At 69.0% G+C, this 17,628-nt stretch carries 13 protein-coding genes; 6 read left to right on the top strand and 7 right to left on the bottom strand.

Translation table 11 applies throughout. The features are described 5' to 3' along the window. Position 1 precedes the first annotated feature (1 nt). Genes ACIBO2_RS17080 through ACIBO2_RS17070 form a run of 3 tightly spaced genes read right to left on the bottom strand, consistent with a single transcriptional unit; the run spans position 2 to position 3,430 of the window. Positions 2–1,399: a family 2B encapsulin nanocompartment shell protein gene (locus tag ACIBO2_RS17080; protein WP_358533436.1), complete on the bottom strand. Its 1,398-nt coding sequence runs from the start codon at positions 1,397–1,399 to the stop codon at positions 2–4. Between the two features lie 28 nt (positions 1,400–1,427). Continuing rightward, complete coding sequence (locus tag ACIBO2_RS17075) at positions 1,428–2,369, bottom strand: 4-hydroxy-3-methylbut-2-enyl diphosphate reductase (RefSeq protein ID WP_358533433.1); 942 nt, start codon at positions 2,367–2,369, stop codon at positions 1,428–1,430. A gap of 11 nt (positions 2,370–2,380) precedes the next feature. Next, positions 2,381–3,430 carry a polyprenyl synthetase family protein gene (locus tag ACIBO2_RS17070; RefSeq protein ID WP_358533430.1) on the bottom strand — a complete coding sequence of 350 codons (1,050 nt, stop codon included), beginning with the start codon at positions 3,428–3,430 and terminating at the stop codon, positions 2,381–2,383. Positions 3,431–3,731: 301 nt separating this feature from the next. Here ACIBO2_RS17070 and ACIBO2_RS17065 point away from each other — a divergent pair, with 301 nt between their 5' ends. Then, positions 3,732–4,211, top strand: a complete 480-nt coding sequence (locus tag ACIBO2_RS17065) for an ATP-binding protein (RefSeq protein WP_397297793.1) — start codon at positions 3,732–3,734, stop codon at positions 4,209–4,211. A 138-nt stretch (positions 4,212–4,349) separates the two neighbouring features. Beyond that, positions 4,350–5,177 (top strand): hypothetical protein, encoded by an 828-nt coding sequence (locus ACIBO2_RS17060; protein WP_358533424.1) that lies wholly within the window; start codon positions 4,350–4,352, stop codon positions 5,175–5,177. 24 nt (positions 5,178–5,201) lie between these two features. Here ACIBO2_RS17060 and ACIBO2_RS17055 read toward each other — a convergent pair whose 3' ends face one another. Continuing rightward, positions 5,202–5,573 (bottom strand): STAS domain-containing protein, encoded by a 372-nt coding sequence (locus tag ACIBO2_RS17055; RefSeq protein ID WP_358533421.1) that lies wholly within the window; start codon positions 5,571–5,573, stop codon positions 5,202–5,204. 305 nt (positions 5,574–5,878) lie between these two features. Between ACIBO2_RS17055 and ACIBO2_RS17050 the strand changes: the two genes are divergently transcribed. Then, the gene (locus ACIBO2_RS17050; protein ID WP_397298572.1) at positions 5,879–6,484 is read left to right on the top strand and encodes a PRC-barrel domain-containing protein; all 606 of its coding nucleotides are present in this window, start codon (positions 5,879–5,881) and stop codon (positions 6,482–6,484) included. A 244-nt stretch (positions 6,485–6,728) separates the two neighbouring features. On the opposite strand, the gene ACIBO2_RS17045 is transcribed toward ACIBO2_RS17050, so the two are convergent. After that, a complete protein-coding gene (locus tag ACIBO2_RS17045) occupies positions 6,729–9,077 on the bottom strand; it encodes a glycoside hydrolase family 6 protein (protein WP_358533418.1) in 2,349 nt (782 codons plus the stop codon). Positions 9,078–9,351: 274 nt separating this feature from the next. Between ACIBO2_RS17045 and ACIBO2_RS17040 the strand changes: the two genes are divergently transcribed. Both ACIBO2_RS17040 and ACIBO2_RS17035 read left to right on the top strand, forming a co-directional pair. After that, a complete protein-coding gene (locus ACIBO2_RS17040; protein WP_397297790.1) occupies positions 9,352–12,279 on the top strand; it encodes a glycoside hydrolase family 48 protein in 2,928 nt (975 codons plus the stop codon). A 75-nt stretch (positions 12,280–12,354) separates the two neighbouring features. Continuing rightward, positions 12,355–13,935, top strand: a complete 1,581-nt coding sequence (locus ACIBO2_RS17035) for a cellulase family glycosylhydrolase (protein WP_397297788.1) — start codon at positions 12,355–12,357, stop codon at positions 13,933–13,935. 342 nt (positions 13,936–14,277) lie between these two features. Here the strand turns inward: ACIBO2_RS17035 and ACIBO2_RS17030 are convergent, their stop codons facing one another. Both ACIBO2_RS17030 and ACIBO2_RS17025 read right to left on the bottom strand, forming a co-directional pair. Continuing rightward, positions 14,278–14,820, bottom strand: coding sequence for a hypothetical protein (locus ACIBO2_RS17030; RefSeq protein ID WP_397297786.1), 543 nt, complete (start codon positions 14,818–14,820; stop codon positions 14,278–14,280). Between the two features lie 3 nt (positions 14,821–14,823). Further along, the gene (locus ACIBO2_RS17025) at positions 14,824–15,885 is read right to left on the bottom strand and encodes a lytic polysaccharide monooxygenase (RefSeq protein WP_358533407.1); all 1,062 of its coding nucleotides are present in this window, start codon (positions 15,883–15,885) and stop codon (positions 14,824–14,826) included. A 259-nt stretch (positions 15,886–16,144) separates the two neighbouring features. On the opposite strand from ACIBO2_RS17025, the gene ACIBO2_RS17020 reads away from it, so the two are divergent. Further along, positions 16,145–17,530 carry a cellulose binding domain-containing protein gene (locus ACIBO2_RS17020; RefSeq protein ID WP_397297784.1) on the top strand — a complete coding sequence of 462 codons (1,386 nt, stop codon included), beginning with the start codon at positions 16,145–16,147 and terminating at the stop codon, positions 17,528–17,530. Positions 17,531–17,628 lie beyond the last annotated feature (98 nt).

The raw sequence follows: 17,628 nt of genomic DNA, 5'->3' as shown, positions 1-17,628 counted from the left end.
CTCAGCTGCCGAGTGCGACGTCTTCGAGAATGCCGAGTGCGTCGGGAACGAGTACGGCAGCGGAGAAGTAGGCAGTGACCAGGTAGGAGATGACGGCTTTCTCATTGATGTTCATGAAACGCACCGACAAGCTGGGCTGGTATTCGTCGGGGATGCCGGTCTGGTGCAGGCCGACAACGCCTTGGTTCTCGTGTCCGGTGCGCATGAGCAGGATGGAGGTCGTCCGGGCGCCGGTGATCGGGATCTTGTTGCACGGGAAGATCGGCACTCCGCGCCAGGCCGGGATGCGGTGCCCGTTGACCTCGCTGGCCTGCGGGTAGATGCCGCGCTTGCTGCACTCCCTGCCGATGGCCGCGATGGCCTGCGGGTGCGCGAGGAAGAAGGCGGGCTCCTTCCAGACCGTGGACAGCAGGTCGTCGAGATCGTCGGGCGTGGGAGCGCCGCCGCGGGTGCGGATGCGCTGGCTGAAATCGGCGTTGTGCAGCAGCCCGAACTCGCGGCTGTTGATCAGCTCGTGTTCCTGGCGTTCGCGTAGTGCCTCGACGGTCAGCCGGAGTTGCTGGTCGAGCTGGTTCATCGGCTGGTTGTACAGGTCGGAGACCCTGCTGTGCACCCGTAGGACGGTCTGGGCGACGCTCAGTTCATACTCGCGCGGGGTGAGCTCGTAGTCGACGAACGTGCCGGGCAGTGCGGGCTCGCCGTGGTGGCCGGCGGCCAGCTCGATCGCCGCCTCGCCGTAGGCGTTCTGGGACCGTGCTTCGGCGTCCCGCGTGCTGCGCAGGTGGGCGCGGAGCGCGGGGGACCGGTCGAGGACCGCCTGTAGGTTCGGCCGCGAGAGCGTGAGCACGGTGCAGGCGGTCTTGGCCTTCGCCGTGAACGCCCACTGGCCTGGCTCGCCCAGCAGTTCCTCGCCGAAATGGTCGCCGTCGGCCAGCACACCGAGGTTCTGCTCGTCGTCGTACGCGCCGCGGCCGGTCTTGGCCACCCGGCCATGGGCGATCAGGACCAGCTGGTCGAGGGGAGCGCCCTCACGGACGATCTCCTCGCCCGCCTCGTACTCGCGCTGGCTGAACCCGTCGGCGAGCGACTGCAGGACCTCACCGTCGCTGAAGCCGCGCAGCTGATGCAGCTCGGTGAGCTCCGCCGGGATGACGCGCACGTCCGCGCCACTGGTGGTGAACGTGATGCGACCGTCGCCCAGGGTGTAGGTCAGCCGGCGGTTGACCCGGAAGACGCCACCGGAGGTCTGCACCCACGGCAACAGCTTGAGCAGCCAGCGGGAGGTGATCTCCTGCATCTGCGGGGCGGTCTTCGTGGTCGTCGCCAGGTTCTTGGCGGCATCGGTGCTGAGGCTGAGCTGCTGGCCGTTGGCCTCGGTCGACTCGGTCGTTTCGGTCATCGTGCACCACCAATCTTTAGAGGGTTTGCTAGCCGGGGTTCTGAGTGGCTCTGAGTTCGGGCGGGAGGGAGAACTTGAGGGTCTCCTCGGTCAGCGTCACCGGCTCCACGTCGGCGTAGCCGCGGGCGGCCAGCCAGGCCAGCAACTGGGTGACCAGCTCTTCTGGGACCGAGGCGCCCGAAGTCACCCCGACGGTCCGTACGCCGTCGAGCCAGTGCTCGTCGGCGTCGCCGGCCCGGTCGACCAGGTGGGCCGCCCGCGCGCCGGCGTTCACGGCCACCTCGACGAGGCGCCGCGAGTTGGAGGAGTTGGCGGAGCCGACGACGATGACCAGGTCGCACTGGGCGGCGATCCTGGTGATCGCCTCCTGGCGGTTCTGGCTGGCGTAGCAGATGTCGTCGCTCGGCGGGTCGATGAGCTGGGGGAAGCGCTCGCGCAGCCGGGCGACGGCGTCCATGGTCTCCTCGACCGCCAGCGTGGTCTGCGACAGCCAGCTCATCCTGGCCGAGCCGGCGCCCGTCAGTTCGTCGGGCCGGGCCGGGTCGACCACGTGGATGCGGTCGGGCGCCTCGCCGACGGTGCCCTCGACCTCCTCGTGCTCCGCGTGGCCGATGAGCACGATCTCGTAGCCCGACTCGGCCAGGCGTACGGCCTCCCTGTGCACCTTGGTGACCAGCGGGCAGGTCGCGTCGATCGTGCGCAGACCTCGACCGGCCGCCTCGTGCTTGATCGCGGGCGAGACGCCGTGCGCCGAGAAGACGACCAGGGCGCCCTCCGGGACCTCGTCGAGCTCGTCGACGAAGATCGCGCCCCGGTCGCTGAGGTCATCGACCACGTAGGTGTTGTGCACGATCTGTTTGCGCACGTAGACGGGCGGTCCGTAGCGTCTGAGGGTCTCCTCGACGGTGTCGATGGCACGTTCCACACCCGCGCAATAGCCGCGCGGAGCCGCCAGAAGTACTCGTCCCATGATGTTCGCTCCTACCGGTCCCGGTGCGCGAGCTGGCCGGCCAGCACGGTCAGCGCGTCGCGCGCCTCGGAAGTGATGGGCGCCGCCTCCAGCGCCTTGGCGGCCTCGCGCACCCGCTGGTCGATCATGTCCTCGACCTCGGCCAGCGCGCCGGTGTCGAGCAGGATCCCGCGCAGCTCCGCCGCCCGCTCCTCCGTCAGCTCCTGGTTGCCGTGCCAGCTGCGCAGGTAGGACAGCTGCGCGGGCGTCGCCCGTCTCAGGGCATGCGCGATCAGGACGGTGTTCTTGCCCTCGCGCATGTCGTCGAGTGCCGACTTGCCGGTGTCGGCCGAGGAGCCGAACGTGCCGAGCACGTCGTCGCGCAGCTGGAACGCCTCGCCGATCGGCACGCCGAAGCGCGAGTAGGAGTCGAGCAGGTCGGGATCCGCGCCGGCCAGGGCGCCGCCGATCTGCAGGGGGCGCTCGACGGTGTACTTGGCGGTCTTGTAGCGGATCACCGTCAGCGCCGCCGACACCGTGGCCCCCGCTCGGAGCTGGCCGAGCACGTCGAGGTATTGGCCGCTGATGACCTCGGTGCGCATGGCGTCGAACACGTGGTGGGCGCCGTGCAGCCGGGCCGGTTCCACGCCGCACGACGACAGCAGCGCGTCCGACCAGGCCAGGCTGAGCGCGCCGAGCAGGATCCCGCCCGCCTGGCCGAACGCCTCGGCGCCCGGCCCCTCGTGCAGGTCGGCCAGGCTGCGGTGGATCGTCGAGCGACCCCGCCGCATGTCGCTGCCGTCCATGATGTCGTCGTGGATGAGCAGCCCGGCGTGGCAGAGCTCAAGCGCCGCCGCCGCACTGATGATCTCGTCGCAGTCGTCGCCGCCGGCTCCCCGCCACCCCCAGTAGCACAGCTGCGGGCGGATCCGCTTGCCGCCGCTGAGGATGAAGCTCGTCAGCAGCTCGTACGCCGCCGCCACGTCCGGATCGGACACCGGCGCGCGCCAGTCGTCCAGGAATCCATTGAGGCGCTTGTCGATGCGAGGTCCCACGGGGTCTTGCCATCCGCCGACCGCCATGCTGCAGGGCTCCTTCTGTAAAGCGTCCGCCACCAATAGTTACTCATCCAATACGGAGAGTGTAAAGTGCCTTTTTGCTGGCTCTCGGAAGGACGGGAGGTGTCCGATCCGCCCGCCTCGTCGGGCGTGTTGACCGACCCCGGAAACCGCGTTCGCAACACGGAGGGGGAGCTCGCCACGGGATAACCGGGGTTGTTTCCTGGACGAATGCCTGTTGACGGTGTAATGCGCGGAGTGGCGGGCAGGGCGAAGGGTTGTCATTCGACGTGGTCATACGCCCGGCGGCGATGAGGAGCCTGTCATGCGCACCCTGCTGGCCCAGTCCTTCACTCTTGATGAAGTGACCGGGCTACGCCAGTCCGTGGCGGAGCGGGCGGCGGGCTGTGGGCTGAGCGGCGCGCGGCTGGAGGACTACATCCTCGCCGTGCACGAGAGCATCATCAACGCCGTGGAGCACGGCGGCGGGCGCGGGCACTTCACGCTGTGGACGGGCGACCGGATGCTCCGCTCGGAGACCATCGACGAGGGCTCGGGCATCCCCGACGAGTATGTCGACGAGCACCGGCGGCCGCCCGACATCGCGCCCACCGGCCGGGGCATCTACCTCATCCGCACCCTGTGCGACGGCGCCAGCTTCCACACCGGCCCCACGGGCACCACGGTCCGGCTCACGATGTGGCTGCCGCGCCTGGCCCACATCGCGCTGCAGCGCGCGCCGATCAGGCGGATCAGGGTGGCGGCCGCGAGCGGGAAGAAGCAGCACCACGGTTTTCGGGCGTAACTGTTTATCCGATATCAACCAAAATTCAACCATGTCACTGCATGGTCATCCTCTGTGACTACGCAACAGCTCTCTCAGGAGCAAACTGATATCCCTCCTCTCCCGCCGGAGGAGGAGGCGTCCGGCAGTGTCGTGGGGATGCTGGAGCTCATTGGCTCCGTGGTGGTCCCGGTGGGCGTCGGGTTGTACGCGATGCTGTACCTGGGCATTCAGCAGATGTACTGGGTCTTCGACATCAATCCCGAACAGGCGGGGATCGACCAGTCCGTCCTGCTCGGGCGGCTCATGGGCACGCTGATCATGCTCCTGCTCATCCTGCTGCCCGTTATCGGGGCCCTGGTGGCGGTGGGGTGGCTGCTCGACAAGGTGACGCGCGGCGCGGTCAACCGGCTCGTCCAGGCCGTCAGGCGGCGGCCATGGATCGCGGCGGTCATCGCCGCCGCCTGGTGCGGGGTGACCTATCTCAGCACCTCCTATCTGTTCACCCTGGAGATCTCGCCGTTGCACGTGCTGGGCGCCCTGGTGCTCGGGATCCTGGCGTTCGTGGTGCCGTTCCGGCTGCTGCGCCGCAAGCCGGTCGGGCGGGCCGGGATGAAGGTGCTCGTGGGCGCCCTCACCGGCATCGGGCTGGGCATGCTCCTGCTCGTCGGGCTCGTCATGGGCGCGGGGGACGTGCGTAACACCGGGCAGGCCAATGACCTGCTGAACATGGTGGGGTTCCAGGACCAGTGGGTGGTGGTGAAGGACGGTGACGACAAGCCGCTGTACGACGGGCGCGACCTCATGCTGCTCGGCGAGAGCGACGGCACGTACGTCTTCTACGACTGCGACTACATGACCACCTTCCGTCGACCGGCCGAGTCGACGAACCTGGGGGACATCCGCCTCGATCCCGAGCGGGAGCCGGGCTACACCTGCGGGAGCCTGGTCAAGGACGAGGAGGCGGCCAAGCCCGAGAAGAGCTGACCCATCTGGCAGCCGGGGCAGGCTTCAGGCCGCCCCGGAGCCGCCGTTGCCCGTGAGGGCCGCGGTGAGAGCCTCCTGGAGCGTGCTGTGGACCGGCAAGTGCTCGCCTATCCGGGTCACCTCGACGATCCGGGCCGGCATGGGCTGCAGCGCCGCCAGGCGGACGCTGCCACCGTGCTGCCGGGAGAAGGTATAGGTGCTGAGCAGCAGCCGGAGCCCCGCGCTGTCCATGAAGTGCACCTCCGCGAGGTCGAACACGAGGTGGTCGCCGGGCCGCTGGCGGCATTCCCGGATGAAGGCGTCGAGCCTGTCCTCGTTCGTGGCGTCCAGCTCGCCGCCGACGGCGATCACCGTCGCGCCGGGCAGGTGCTGGCAGGCGTAGGTCAGCCAGGACATGGGGCGGTCCATTGGTCATGCATGGCAGCGACCAGACCCGGCTGCATAGGGGGATAGCTCGCCATGCCTGCACGATAGTCGTTTCGTGGCGGGATATCGCCTTACTGGCGACTGAATACCCGCCCTTTTCCGAACAGCAATTCGCCCGCTGTTTAGCTATTTATCCGTCCAAAGCAGTACCCAAGGTGGACCCAAACCTCGCGTAGAAGGTGTGGTTTTGCGAGGTTTGGGGGTATTCGTTCACTTTGAGCCCGGTCGGTGCGCCGCCGGGCGGACGGACGAGACTCGGGGGGATCGCCGTGGCCATGCAAACAGAGATCCGCAGCCTGCTCGGCAGCCGTGTCATCGGTGCGGACGGCGAGGAGATCGGAAAGGTGGGGCAGGTCTATCTCAACGACAGCACGGGCGAGCCCGAGTGGGTGACCGTACGCACGGGGCTTTTCGGGATGAGGCAGACATTCGTTCCGTTGATGAACGCCCGCCGGTCGGGAGAGGAGATCCGCGTTCCCTTCGACAAGGACACCATCAAGGACGCGCCCAACATCGACGTCGACGGCCGCCTCTCGCTGGAGGAAGAGGCCAGGCTCTACCGGCACTACGGCATCCGGCCCACGGGCGTGCCGTCGCAGCGCACGGCCGGGGCCGACATGGGGCGCGGCGGGGGCGATGAGGCGGCTCACGTACACATTCACAAGTACGTGGAGGTCGAGGAGGCCATGCGGCTCCAAGGGGACCAGACGGCGACGAGCCCCGTCGACTACCTGCGCAGCCTACGCGGGAAGAAGCGGCCGGAGGTGGCCGGCCAGAACCGCGCTGAGCGGTTCGAGGCGGAGCGGCGCGAGCCGGATCGCATGCCGCTCGACAGCGGCGACTACTCGAACGAGCAGGACGAGGACGTTCCGCCCCCCTGACGGTGACGCGGGCGAAAGCGCGCCGAGGCGACAGCCGCACGGTGAGCGGGCGGTTGAGCGGAAGGTTGAGCGAAGGCCCAGGCCGAAGAATCGGCCTGGGCCTTCGTCATGGCCGCCGGGCGACGGACGGGCAGGCGTTCGTCAGGGGACCGGCGGACGAGCGGCCGTCAGGAGACGGACAGGTTGGCGTTCGTCGGGAGACGGACAGGTAGCGTTCGTCACGAGACGGACGGGCAGGTGCTCGTCAGGAGACGGGCGGGTAGGCGTTCTGGAGCAGTTGGCGGAACTGGGCGGAGAACCACTGGCCGGACAGCGGCGCGTTGGGCAGCGCGCCCGTCAGGTTGTGGCCGTTGAGGTCGTTGCCGGTGTAGGTGGGGTCGCACATCCGGTCGAACTTCTTGCCCTCGTCGTTCGGGATGTCCGTGCTGGCGCCGTCCGACTCGCCGGGCGGCTTGACCCACACGTAGGCGTCCAGGCCGGAGTCGGGGTTGGCGGTCGGCCGCGCGCCGAGGCCCGCGCCGCTCTGGTTGCACCAGTTGCCGGCGTGGATGCGCCGGTCGATGCGTGACTCGTTGACGAAGGTGTTGACGTCCGTCGAGGTGCTCGGGCCGCTCGGGCGGGCACTTCCGCCCCAGCCGTTGCGCGAGGTGTCGATCAGCATGCCGAGCCCCTGCTTGAAGCCCTTGCCGATCAGCGCGGTGCGCAGGGCCTGGGCGAAGGACGTCTCGTCCACGTACCAGTTCCAGTCGATCCACTTGGACTGCCGGACCGAGGTGCCGTTCACCGTGGTGTTGATGTTGAAGTACAGCTCCTTGGTGACGGAGGTGTTCGCGGTGTTGACGATGAATCCGTCGACGCTGTCCACTCCGGCGGCGGCACCGGCGGCGGTGGAGTAGAAGAGGTTCACCGACGGGTTGAAGTTCGAGTCCCAGCCGAGCCACGCGTGGTGGGCGGCGTCGATGTAGGTGTAGACGTTCGACATCGCGTGCAGCTTGTTCAGCGCGTACTGGACGCCCTGGACGTAGGCGCCAGTGGAGTTGGCCTCGGCGCACTTGGGGAAGCTCAGGTTGGTGACCAGGTTGGGCAGCGAGTCGGGCTCGATGATCGTGACGATCCGCAGGTTCGCGTACTTCGAGTCGCTCATGATGGCGGCGATCGGGTCGATGTACTCGGTCTTGTAGCGGTTGAGCCCGTTCTCCGCGACGAGCAGTTCGCCGTTGGAGGCCAGCGCCGAGCAGTCGCGGTTGGGCAGGTCGTAGATGACGAACTGGACGGTCAGCGGCGCGGAGCCGTTGGCGGCGTCCTGGGTGACGGCCGCGTCCAGATGCGCCCGCAGGCCCATGACCGACGAGCTGCCGGCGATGGCGGCGATGCGGTCCAGCCACACGGCGGTGGAGGTGTTGGCCACCGCGGCACCGCCCGGCTCGGCCGCGGCCTTGGCCTTCCAGTCGGGGTTGACGTAGCCGGTGGCGCCCGCGTACGGGTTGTCGACGTGCCCGGGGGGCGGCGTGCCGTCGTCATCGGCCTCGGTGGCGGTGACCGTCCGGCTGGTCAGACCGCTGGAGGCGACGGTGAAGGTACGCGTGCCGTTGGTGCTGTCGGAGTCCTGGGCCGCGCTCAGGGTCACGGTCTGGGCGGTGTTCCAGTTGGCGGAGGTGAAGGTGAGCGAGCCGCCCGAGGTCACGGTGAGGTCGGCGTCGCCGCTGCCGGCCGTGGAGGTGACGGTCAGGTTCGCCGACGGCTGGATGGCCGGCTTGACCGTGTAGGTGGCGCTGCCGCCTTCGGGCACGGTCACCGCGGTCGGGGTCACGACCAGCGACTGCGTCTGCGTGGTGTCGTCGTCGACCTCGGTGGCGTTGACGGTGGCGGCGGTGACGCCGGTTCCGCCGACGCTGAAGGCCGCCGTGCCGTTGGTGGTGTCGGAGTCCTGGGCCGCCGCGAGGGTCACGGTCTGGGCGGTGTTCCAGTTGCTCGGGGTGAAGGTGAGCGAGCCGCCGGAGCTCACGGTCAGGTCCGTGTCGCCGCTGGTCCGGGTGGTGGCGACGGTCACGTTGGCGGTGGGCGCGGCCGACAGCTTGGCGGTGAAGGTCGCCGTGCCGCCCTCGTTGACGGACACCGAGCTCGCGGAGGTGACGACCGAGGGCGTCGTCGGATTGCCGCCGCCACAGGTCACGTTGTTGACGCTGAAGGAGGCCGGGTTCGGGTTGCTGCCGCTCCACGTGCCGTTGAAGCCGATGTTGGTCGAGGCGCCGGTGGCCAGGTTGCCGTTGTACGACAGGCTCTGCCCGGTGACGCGGGTCCCGGTCTGGCTCCAGTTGGCGCCCCAGCCGCTCGGGGTGTACTTCTGTCCGGCGGTGGGGAAGTCGAAGGCCAGCGTCCATGCGGTGAGGGGGTCGCCGAGGTTCTTGAGGGTGATGTTCGCGGTGAAGCCGCCCTGCCCCGGACTCGTCGTCCACGTGTTGGGCGTGTAGGAGACGTCACAGGCGACCGCGGCCTGTGCGGCCGTGGTCTGGCCGGCGACGAGCCCTAAGGTCGCCAGGCAGGCGGCGGTCGCGGTCACGGCCCATCTGCGCAGGCCGCGGTGGAGTTTCACGAGCAATCATCTCCAGGAGCTAGAGCTGATGTTTTGGGAGCGCTCCCATACTGAGCCGTGCTCACGGGTGTGTACAGGGTGCGGTGAAGAGCGGCTGCGCCGCCGACCCGGCATGCTCGCCGAATGTCGCGGAACGTCCATGAAACTTTCATGCCACGCAGCCAGGTGAGAGGAAATATGCGGGTCACCGGGACGGCATTCCGTTGACATCTCCATATGGCCACCCACAATCCATTTTGGGAGCGCTCCCACCCCCTACTCCCATGGAGACCTCGTGTCGTACACAATGCTCGCGCGCCTGAGAAGGCGGCTCGCACCGGCTTTTGGGCTTGTCCTCATAGCCGGGGTGACCACCGCGCTGACGGCCGCGCCCGCCAGCGCGGCCGTCGCCTGCGAGGTGACGTACACCACCAATGACTGGAGCCCCGGCTTCACCGCCAGCGTCACCATCAAGAACACCGGCGACCCGATCAACGGCTGGACGCTCGGCTTCAGCTTCCCCACGACCACGCAGAAGCTCACCCAGGGCTGGAGCGCCACCTGGGCGCAGAACAACCAGGCCGTCACCGCCAAGAGCCTCGACTGGAACGGCAACCTGGCCACCGGCGCCTCCACCAACATCGGCTTCAACGGCACCTTCACCGGCAGCAACCCGAAGCCCACCGCCTTCACCGTCAACGGCGTCACCTGCGGGGGCGCCGGCGTCAACAAGCCGCCGACCGTGGCGCTGACCTCGCCGAGCGCCGGGCAGACGTTCGCGGCGCCCGCCACGGTGCCGATCGCCGCGACCGCGGCGGACTCCGACGGCACGATCGCCAAGGTCGACTTCTACCAGGGCACCACGCTGCTGAACAGCGACACCACAGCCCCGTACGCCTACAGCTGGCCGAACGTGCCCGCGGGCAGCTACTCGATCACCGCCAGGGCCACCGACAACCTCGGCGCCACCACCACCTCCTCGCCCGTCGGGATCACCGTGACGGCCGACAACACGCCGGCGCTCGTGGTGAGCCCGACGAGCCTGGCCGTGCCGGAGAAGGGCACCGCGACGTTCGGCGTCCGGCTGTCGCGGGCGCCAACCGGCAACGTGACCGTCGCCACCGCGCGGACCAGCGGTGACACCGACCTCACGGTCAGCTCGGGCGCCAGCCTGACCTTCACCACCGCCAATTGGAACACCGCGCAGAACGTCACCCTGGCCGCCGCCGACGACACCGACACGACCGCCGGCTCGGCCACCTTCACGGTGAGCGCCAGTGGCTACAGCCCGATCACGGTCACCGCCACCGAGGCCGACGACGACCTGCCGGGTGGCGACAACGAGTACGTCAGGCGGTTCACCGAGCTCTACAACGAGCTGCACGACCCGGCCAACGGCTACTTCTCGCCCGAGGGCGTGCCGTACCACTCGCTGGAGACCCTCATGGTCGAGGCACCCGACCAGGGGCACGAGACCACGTCGGAGGCGTTCAGCTACTACCTGTGGCTGGAGGCGGTCTACGGGCAGATCACCGGTGACTGGGCCAAGTTCAACACCGCCTGGGCGACGATGGAGAAGTACATCATCCCGGCCACGGCCGACCAGCCGACCAACTCCTTCTACTCCCCGTCGAAGCCGGCCACGTACGCCCCCGAGTCCACCTCGATCAACAACTACCCGTCACCGCTGGACACCAGCGTGAGCGTGGGCACCGACCCGATCGCCAACGAGCTGAAGAGCGCTTACGGCACCGGCGACATCTACGGCATGCACTGGCTGCTGGACGTCGACAACACCTACGGCTTCGGCCGCTGCGGCGACGGCACCACCAAGCCCGCCTACATCAACACCTACCAGCGCGGCCCCGAGGAGTCGGTCTTCGAGACGATCCCGCAGCCGTCCTGCGACCAGTTCAAGTTCGGCGGACCCAACGGCTACCTCGACCTGTTCGTCAAGGACAACTCGTACGCCAAGCAGTGGAAGTACACCAACGCCCCCGACGCCGACGCGCGAGCCGTGCAGGCGGCGTACTGGGCGCAGACCTGGGCCAAGGCGCAGGGCAAGGAGTCGCAGATCTCGGGGTCGGTCGCCAAGGCCGCGAAGATGGGCGACTACCTGCGGTACGCGATGTACGACAAGTACTTCAAGAAGCCCGGCTGCACCAGCCCGTCCTGCGCGGCCGGCACCGGCAAGGACGCCTCCAACTACCTGCTGTCCTGGTATTACGCCTGGGGCGGCGCGACCGACACGAACGCAGGGTGGGCCTGGCGGATCGGCTCCAGCCACAACCACTCCGGCTACCAGAACCCGCTGGCCGCCTGGGCCCTGTCGAACGTCGCCGAGCTCAAGCCCAAGAGCTCGACCGGCGTCACCGACTGGAGCACCAGCCTGACCCGGCAGCTGCAGTTCTACACCTGGCTGCAGTCGGCCGAAGGCGCCATCGCCGGTGGCGCGACCAACAGCTGGGAAGGCCACTACGGGACGCCGCCGGCCGGTCTGCCCAAGTTCTTCGGCATGACCTATGACTGGCAGCCCGTCTACCACGACCCGCCGTCCAACCAGTGGTTCGGCTTCCAGGCGTGGACGATGGAGCGGGTGGCCGAGTACTACTACGCCACCGGCAACGCCAGTGCCAAGACGCTGCTCGACAAGTGGGTCACCTGGGCGCTGGCCAACACCACGGTCAACGCGGACGGCAGCTACCAGATCCCGTCCACGCTGCACTGGACCGGCCAGCCGGCGAGCGACTTCAGTTCCACGAGCGGCATGCCCGCCGCCAACCCGGGCCTGCACGTGTCGATCGTGGACTACACGCAGGACGTCGGCGTCGCCGGCGCCTACGCCAAGGCCCTGATGTACTACGCCGCCAAGGCCAATAACACGGCGGCCAGGACCACGGCCAAGGCGCTGCTCGACGGCGTCTGGAAGTACCGCGACGCCAAGGGCGTGTCGGTGCCGGAGACCAAGACGGACTACAAGCGCCTCGCCGACCCGGTCTACGTCCCGCCGGGCTGGAGCGGCACCATGCCGAACGGCGACCCGATCAACTCCAGCTCGACGTTCCTGTCGATCAGGTCCTTCTACAAGAACGACCCCGACTACGCGAGGGTCGACGCCTTCATCAAGGGCACGGGCCCGGCGCCGGTCTTCAACTATCACCGGTTCTGGGCGCAGGTGGACGTAGCCGTCGCCCTGGCCGAGTACGGACGGCTCTTCCCCTGATCCGTCCCGCATGATCGCCCCGCCCCGCCGCGTCCTGCCACGTCGGCGGGGCGGGTCACCATCGAAAGGCCGCCCATGAGAACCCGGCTCGCGGCGCTCGCCGCGCTGTTGCTCCCGCTGCTCTTCCTCCCGGCGCCCGCGCACGCCGCCACCGGCCTTCATGTGAGCGGTACGAAGATCCTCGAAGCGAACGGCCAGGAGTTCGTCATGCGCGGCACCAGCCACGCGCACACCTGGTACCCCACCCAGACCAAGGCGTTCGCCGACATCAAGTCGCTGGGCGCGAACACCGTCCGGGTGGTGCTCAGCGGCGGCCGCTGGACCGCCAACAGCGTCTCCGACGTGGCCGACGTCGTCGCCCGCTGCAAGGCCAACCGGCTGATCTGCGTCCTGGAGAACCACGACACCACCGGGTACGGCGAGCAGAGCGGCGCCTACACCCTCGACCAGGCGGCCGACTACTGGATCAGCGTCAAGAGCGCCCTGGTCGGCCAGGAGAACTACGTCATCGTCAACATCGGCAACGAGCCGGTCGGCAACAACGCCGTCACCCCTGACTGGACCACCGCCACCGCCAACGCGGTCAAGAAGCTGCGCGCCAACGGCTTCGAGCACGCGCTCATGGTGGACGCGCCCAACTGGGGTCAGGACTGGCAGAACGTCATGCGCACCACCGCGCGGACCGTCTTCGACGCCGACCCCGCCAAGAACACGATCTTCTCGGTGCACATGTACGGCGTGTACGACACGGCCGCTGAGATCACGACTTATCTGGACGCGTTCAGGACCGCCGGGCTGCCGCTGGTGATCGGTGAGTTCGGCTTCAACCACTCCGACGGCGACCCGGACGAGGACACGATCATGGCCCAGTCCGTGAGCCGGGGCCTCGGCTACCTGGGCTGGTCGTGGAGCGGCAACGGCGGCGGCGTCGAGTACCTCGACCAGGTCACCAACTTCGATGTCAACCAGCTCACCTCATGGGGTCAGCGGCTCTTCAACGGCGCCAACGGCATCGCCGCCACCGCGCGTGAGGCGTCGGTGTACGGCGGCGGCACCCCCGACCCGACCCCGCCCAGCGTGCCCGGCACCCCGGTCGCCTCCGGCGTCACCTCGACGGGGGCCACGCTGAGCTGGACCGCCTCCACCGACAACGTGCGCGTGACCGGATATGACGTCTACCGGGCGCCGAGCACGCTGCTCGGCCAGTCGGCGACCAACTCGATCACGCTGAGCGGGCTGACCCCCGCGACCGCCTACCAGGTCTACGTCAAGGCCAGGGACGCGGCGGGCAACGTCTCGGGGCAGTCGGGCCAGGTCACCTTCACCACCCTCAGCGGTGGTGGCGGCGGGGGCTGCACGGCCGTCGCGACCGTACAGACCCAGTGGAGCAGCGGGTACGTCGTGCAGCCCGTGACCGTGACCAACACCAGCGGCGCGGCTAGGACCAGCTGGACGGTGACGTTCACGCTGCCCGCCGGGCACGTGCTCACCGGCTCCTGGAACGCCGCGGTGACGGTGAGCGGGCAGACGGTGACGGCCAAGAACCTGAGCTACAACGGCGCGCTCGGGCCGAACGCGAGCACCGCCTTCGGCTTCCAGGCCAGCCGGCCGAACGGCCAGATCACCGTGCCGTCCGGCTACACCTGCGCGAACTGAACCCCGGACCGGCCGGTGTGGCGAACCTCGCCATATCGGCCGGTCAACGCCGCGAAGCGGCCCGGTGTACGAGCTGGCCGTCTATCCGGCCGGTCGATGAGGAGGTGGTGCCGACAACCGTCACTGGTGCAACCGTTCCATGACACCATCCCGCCCGGATGGCGTGGCCGCGGCCGGCCGCGAGACCTCCCCCTCCTGCCGGCCGCGTCCGCATGCCAGGCGGCGCCCCTCGGGTCGAGCGCCCCTCGGGTCGGGCACCGCTCGGGTCGGGCACCGCTCGGGTCGAGCACCGCTCGCTTCGAGCATCACTCGGCCGAGCGCCACTCATCGGGCGCCACCAGGTCATCGGGCCGTCACCAGGGCGAACCTCTGACGGGCCGCCTCGATCGCGTCCTCGTCGGCGAACTCGCCGAACGCCTCCTCCTGATACCGCTGGGGTATCACCTGCCGGACCCGCTCGGGGTAACCGGCGCCCGGCGTGGGCACCCGTACCAGAGGTGGATCGCCGAGCCGGACGGCGAGCGGGCCCGAGGCGCGCACCGAGACGGCCCACCCGGCGCCCGGACCGGTGATGGCGCACATGTGGCGGGCGTAGACCCACTTCACCTGGGCCGTCGTGGTCGCGGTCGGCGGGTCGAAGCCGAACGGGTCGACCGCGCACACGATCCGGCCGGCCTGCTCGCCGAACTCGTGCCCGTGGTCGTGGTGCTCGGCCGGGGTGGATCTCTCAAGGATGTCCGTGACCTGGGCGGCGAGCTGATCGCGCAGGTCCGATCGCCCCGCCTGGTGCAGGCCCACGAACAGCGCCGCACCGGCGACGGGGATCAGGGCCACGACGGCGATCGCCGCGGCCCTTCTGGTCCTCAACTCTTCCGGAATGCGCATGACCTACGGGCTGGTGCAGGTCAGCGTGGGTGCGGGGCTGGGGGCGGTGCCCGTGGCGTTGAATCCGAACGAGGTGGTCGCGTTCGGCGCGAGCTGCCCGTTGTAGGTGGCGTTCTTGACCGAGACGTTGGGCGGCTGCGCGCTCAGCACGCCGTTCCATGGCGATCCGTCGAGGCCCTGCCCGCCGCTGAAGGTCCACTTGACCGTCCAGCCGTTGAGCGCGGTGGTGCCGTTGTTCTTGACCGTCACGTCGGCCTGGAAGTGTCCTGGCCAGCCGGGGTTGTCGGTCGCGTGCCAGGTGGCGGAGCAGGCGCCGGGCGTTGGGGGAGTCGGGGTGACAGTGGGGTCGGGCGTGCTGTCGCCGTTGGGTCCGACACCGGTGACCTCGCCGTGGCCGCCGTCGAAGACGACGTCGGAGCAGCTGAAGAAGTTCTCGGCGCTGTCGGAGCGGATCCAGTCGACGTAGATCATGTGCCGCCCGCTCTTGCCGGACGGGAGCTGGACGTTCCAGTAGTAGTAGTTGAGCGCGCCGGGCCCACCGGTGGCTGGCGGGTTGGTGACGCTGCCGAACGACTCCAGGTCGGACCACTTGAGCGGGGCGTTCGGGTTCCAGCCGTTCTTGGTGACGTAGTAGACGAACGTGCCGGGGTGCTGGGCCCAGTTGCTGTGCCACATCTGGATGCTCGCGCCCGAGGTCAGGTGGGTCTGCGGCCAGTCGGAGCGGACGGCGTTGTAGGCGGTGAAGTCGTACGGGCCGCCGGTGCCGCCGCTGCAGAGCTGCCCGTCGGGGATGAAGCCGCTGGTACGGCCGCCGGCGTCGGAGCGCAGCACGGCGAACCAGTTGTACAGCGGCGTGGCGCCGCTCTGCGCGACGGCCGCAGCGCAGGCCGGGTTGTAGGGGATGATCTGCCCGTTGTCCCGCAGACCGTCCTTCCAGCACAGGTAGGTACGGGCACCGGGGAACATCGTGACGCCATGCGCCTGCGCCTGGGGAGCCACCAGGGCGGAGGCGAGCAATGTCGCCACCAGCGCGGCGGCGAAGGCCACCGACCGGATGAATCTCATGGGGATTCCCTTGTTCGTGCGACAGAGATCCCGCCCACGACCTGCCCGCCCGGCAGCTAGACGGATTGAACCACGCGCCGACCCGGCCGACAACGCGCCGTGAAACTTTCACCCCGTCCCGGTCAGGGTTTGCCTGGTCGCTCGCCTCACTGCGGGCGCCGGCACGGACGCGCGCTTGCCGGGAGACCACGTCGGCCATGATGCTGCGTTGTGGGAGCGCTCCCAAACCTCCTTGTCAGAGAAGCGGGAGCAACATGCCATGAGGCGCGTGCACATCAACCTGATCATCGCGGCGATCGGCTCGATCCTCGCCGCGGGACTGTTCGCCGTTCCGGCCCAGGCCGCCCCGGTGATCTGCGGGAAGATAGATTCCACCAGCATCCAGGGCAACAAGTACATCGTCCAGAACAACATCTGGGGAGCCGACACGGCGCAGTGCATCGACGTCGACCAGGCCGCCGCCGGCTTCACGATCACCCAGGCGGCGCACAACAAGCCGACCAACGGAGCGCCCGCCTCCTACCCGTCGATCTTCGCGGGCTGCCACTACACCCTCTGTACGACCGGCAGCGGCCTGCCCATGCGGGCCGACGCGAGCGGCTTCGGCAACCTGCGCACCAGCGTCAGGATGAGCTACCCGAGCGCGGGCGTCTGGGACGCGGCCTATGACATCTGGTTCGATCCGACCCCGCGCACCGACGGGCAGAACACCGGCGCCGAGATCATGGTCTGGCTCAACAAGCAGGGCTCCATCCAGCCGGTCGGCTCGCCCGTCGGCACGGTGAGCCTGGCGGGCGGCACCTGGCAGGTCTGGTTCGGCAACACCGGCTGGAACGTGATCTCCTACGTCCGCACCTCGGCCACCTCCTCGCTGGACTTCGCCATCGACACCTTCCTCGCCGACGCGATCAGCCGCGGGTACGCCCAGCGGTCGTGGTACCTCACCAGCGTGCAGGCCGGGTTCGAGCCCTGGGTCGGCGGGACGGGGCTGGCCGTCAACGCCTTCTCGTACACCACCTCGGGAGGCGGCACCGACACGACGCCGCCGACCACGCCGTCCGGCCTGACGGCCTCGGGCACCACGTCGAGCGGCACGAACCTGTCGTGGACCGCCTCCACCGACTCAGGTGGCAGCGGGCTGGCCGGGTACGACATCCTGCGGGCGACCGGTACTGGCTCCTTCGCCCAGGTCGGCACGAGCACCACCACCTCGTACGCCGGCAGCGGCCTGAGCGCCGCCACCACCTACCGCTACCAGGTCCGCGCCCGGGACGGCGCGGGCAACCTGTCACCGGTGTCGAACACGGTCAGCGTGACCACCTCGACCGGCGGCGGGGGCGGCGGCTGCTCGGCCGTCGGGACCGTACAGAACGCCTGGAGCAACGGCTACGTCGTGCAGCCCGTGACCGTGACCAACACCGGCACCGCCACCAAGAACGGCTGGACGGTCACCTTCACGCTGCCCGCCGGTCACACCGTCACGGGCTCCTGGAACGCGACCCTATCGGTCAGCGGGCAGACCGTGACGGCCAGGAACCTGTCGCACAACGGCACCCTGGCGCCTGGCGGGAGCACCACGTTCGGCTTCCAGGCGAGCCGGCCCAACGGCAACACCCAGGCGCCGTCGGGGTACAGCTGCAGCTGACCGCGCATCGCAGCTGACGGCGCATCGCGGCTGACCGCGCATGAGGTGGGCGCCCGCGCGTGAGGCGGGCGCCTGCGCGTGAGGTGCGCGCCCGCGCG

It is taken from the genome of Nonomuraea sp. NPDC050022 (genome assembly GCF_044460705.1).
Classification (GTDB): Bacteria; Actinomycetota; Actinomycetes; order Streptosporangiales; family Streptosporangiaceae; genus Nonomuraea.
Note: the sequence above shows the minus strand (reverse complement) of the source record. Positions and strands in the feature narration are given on the sequence as shown.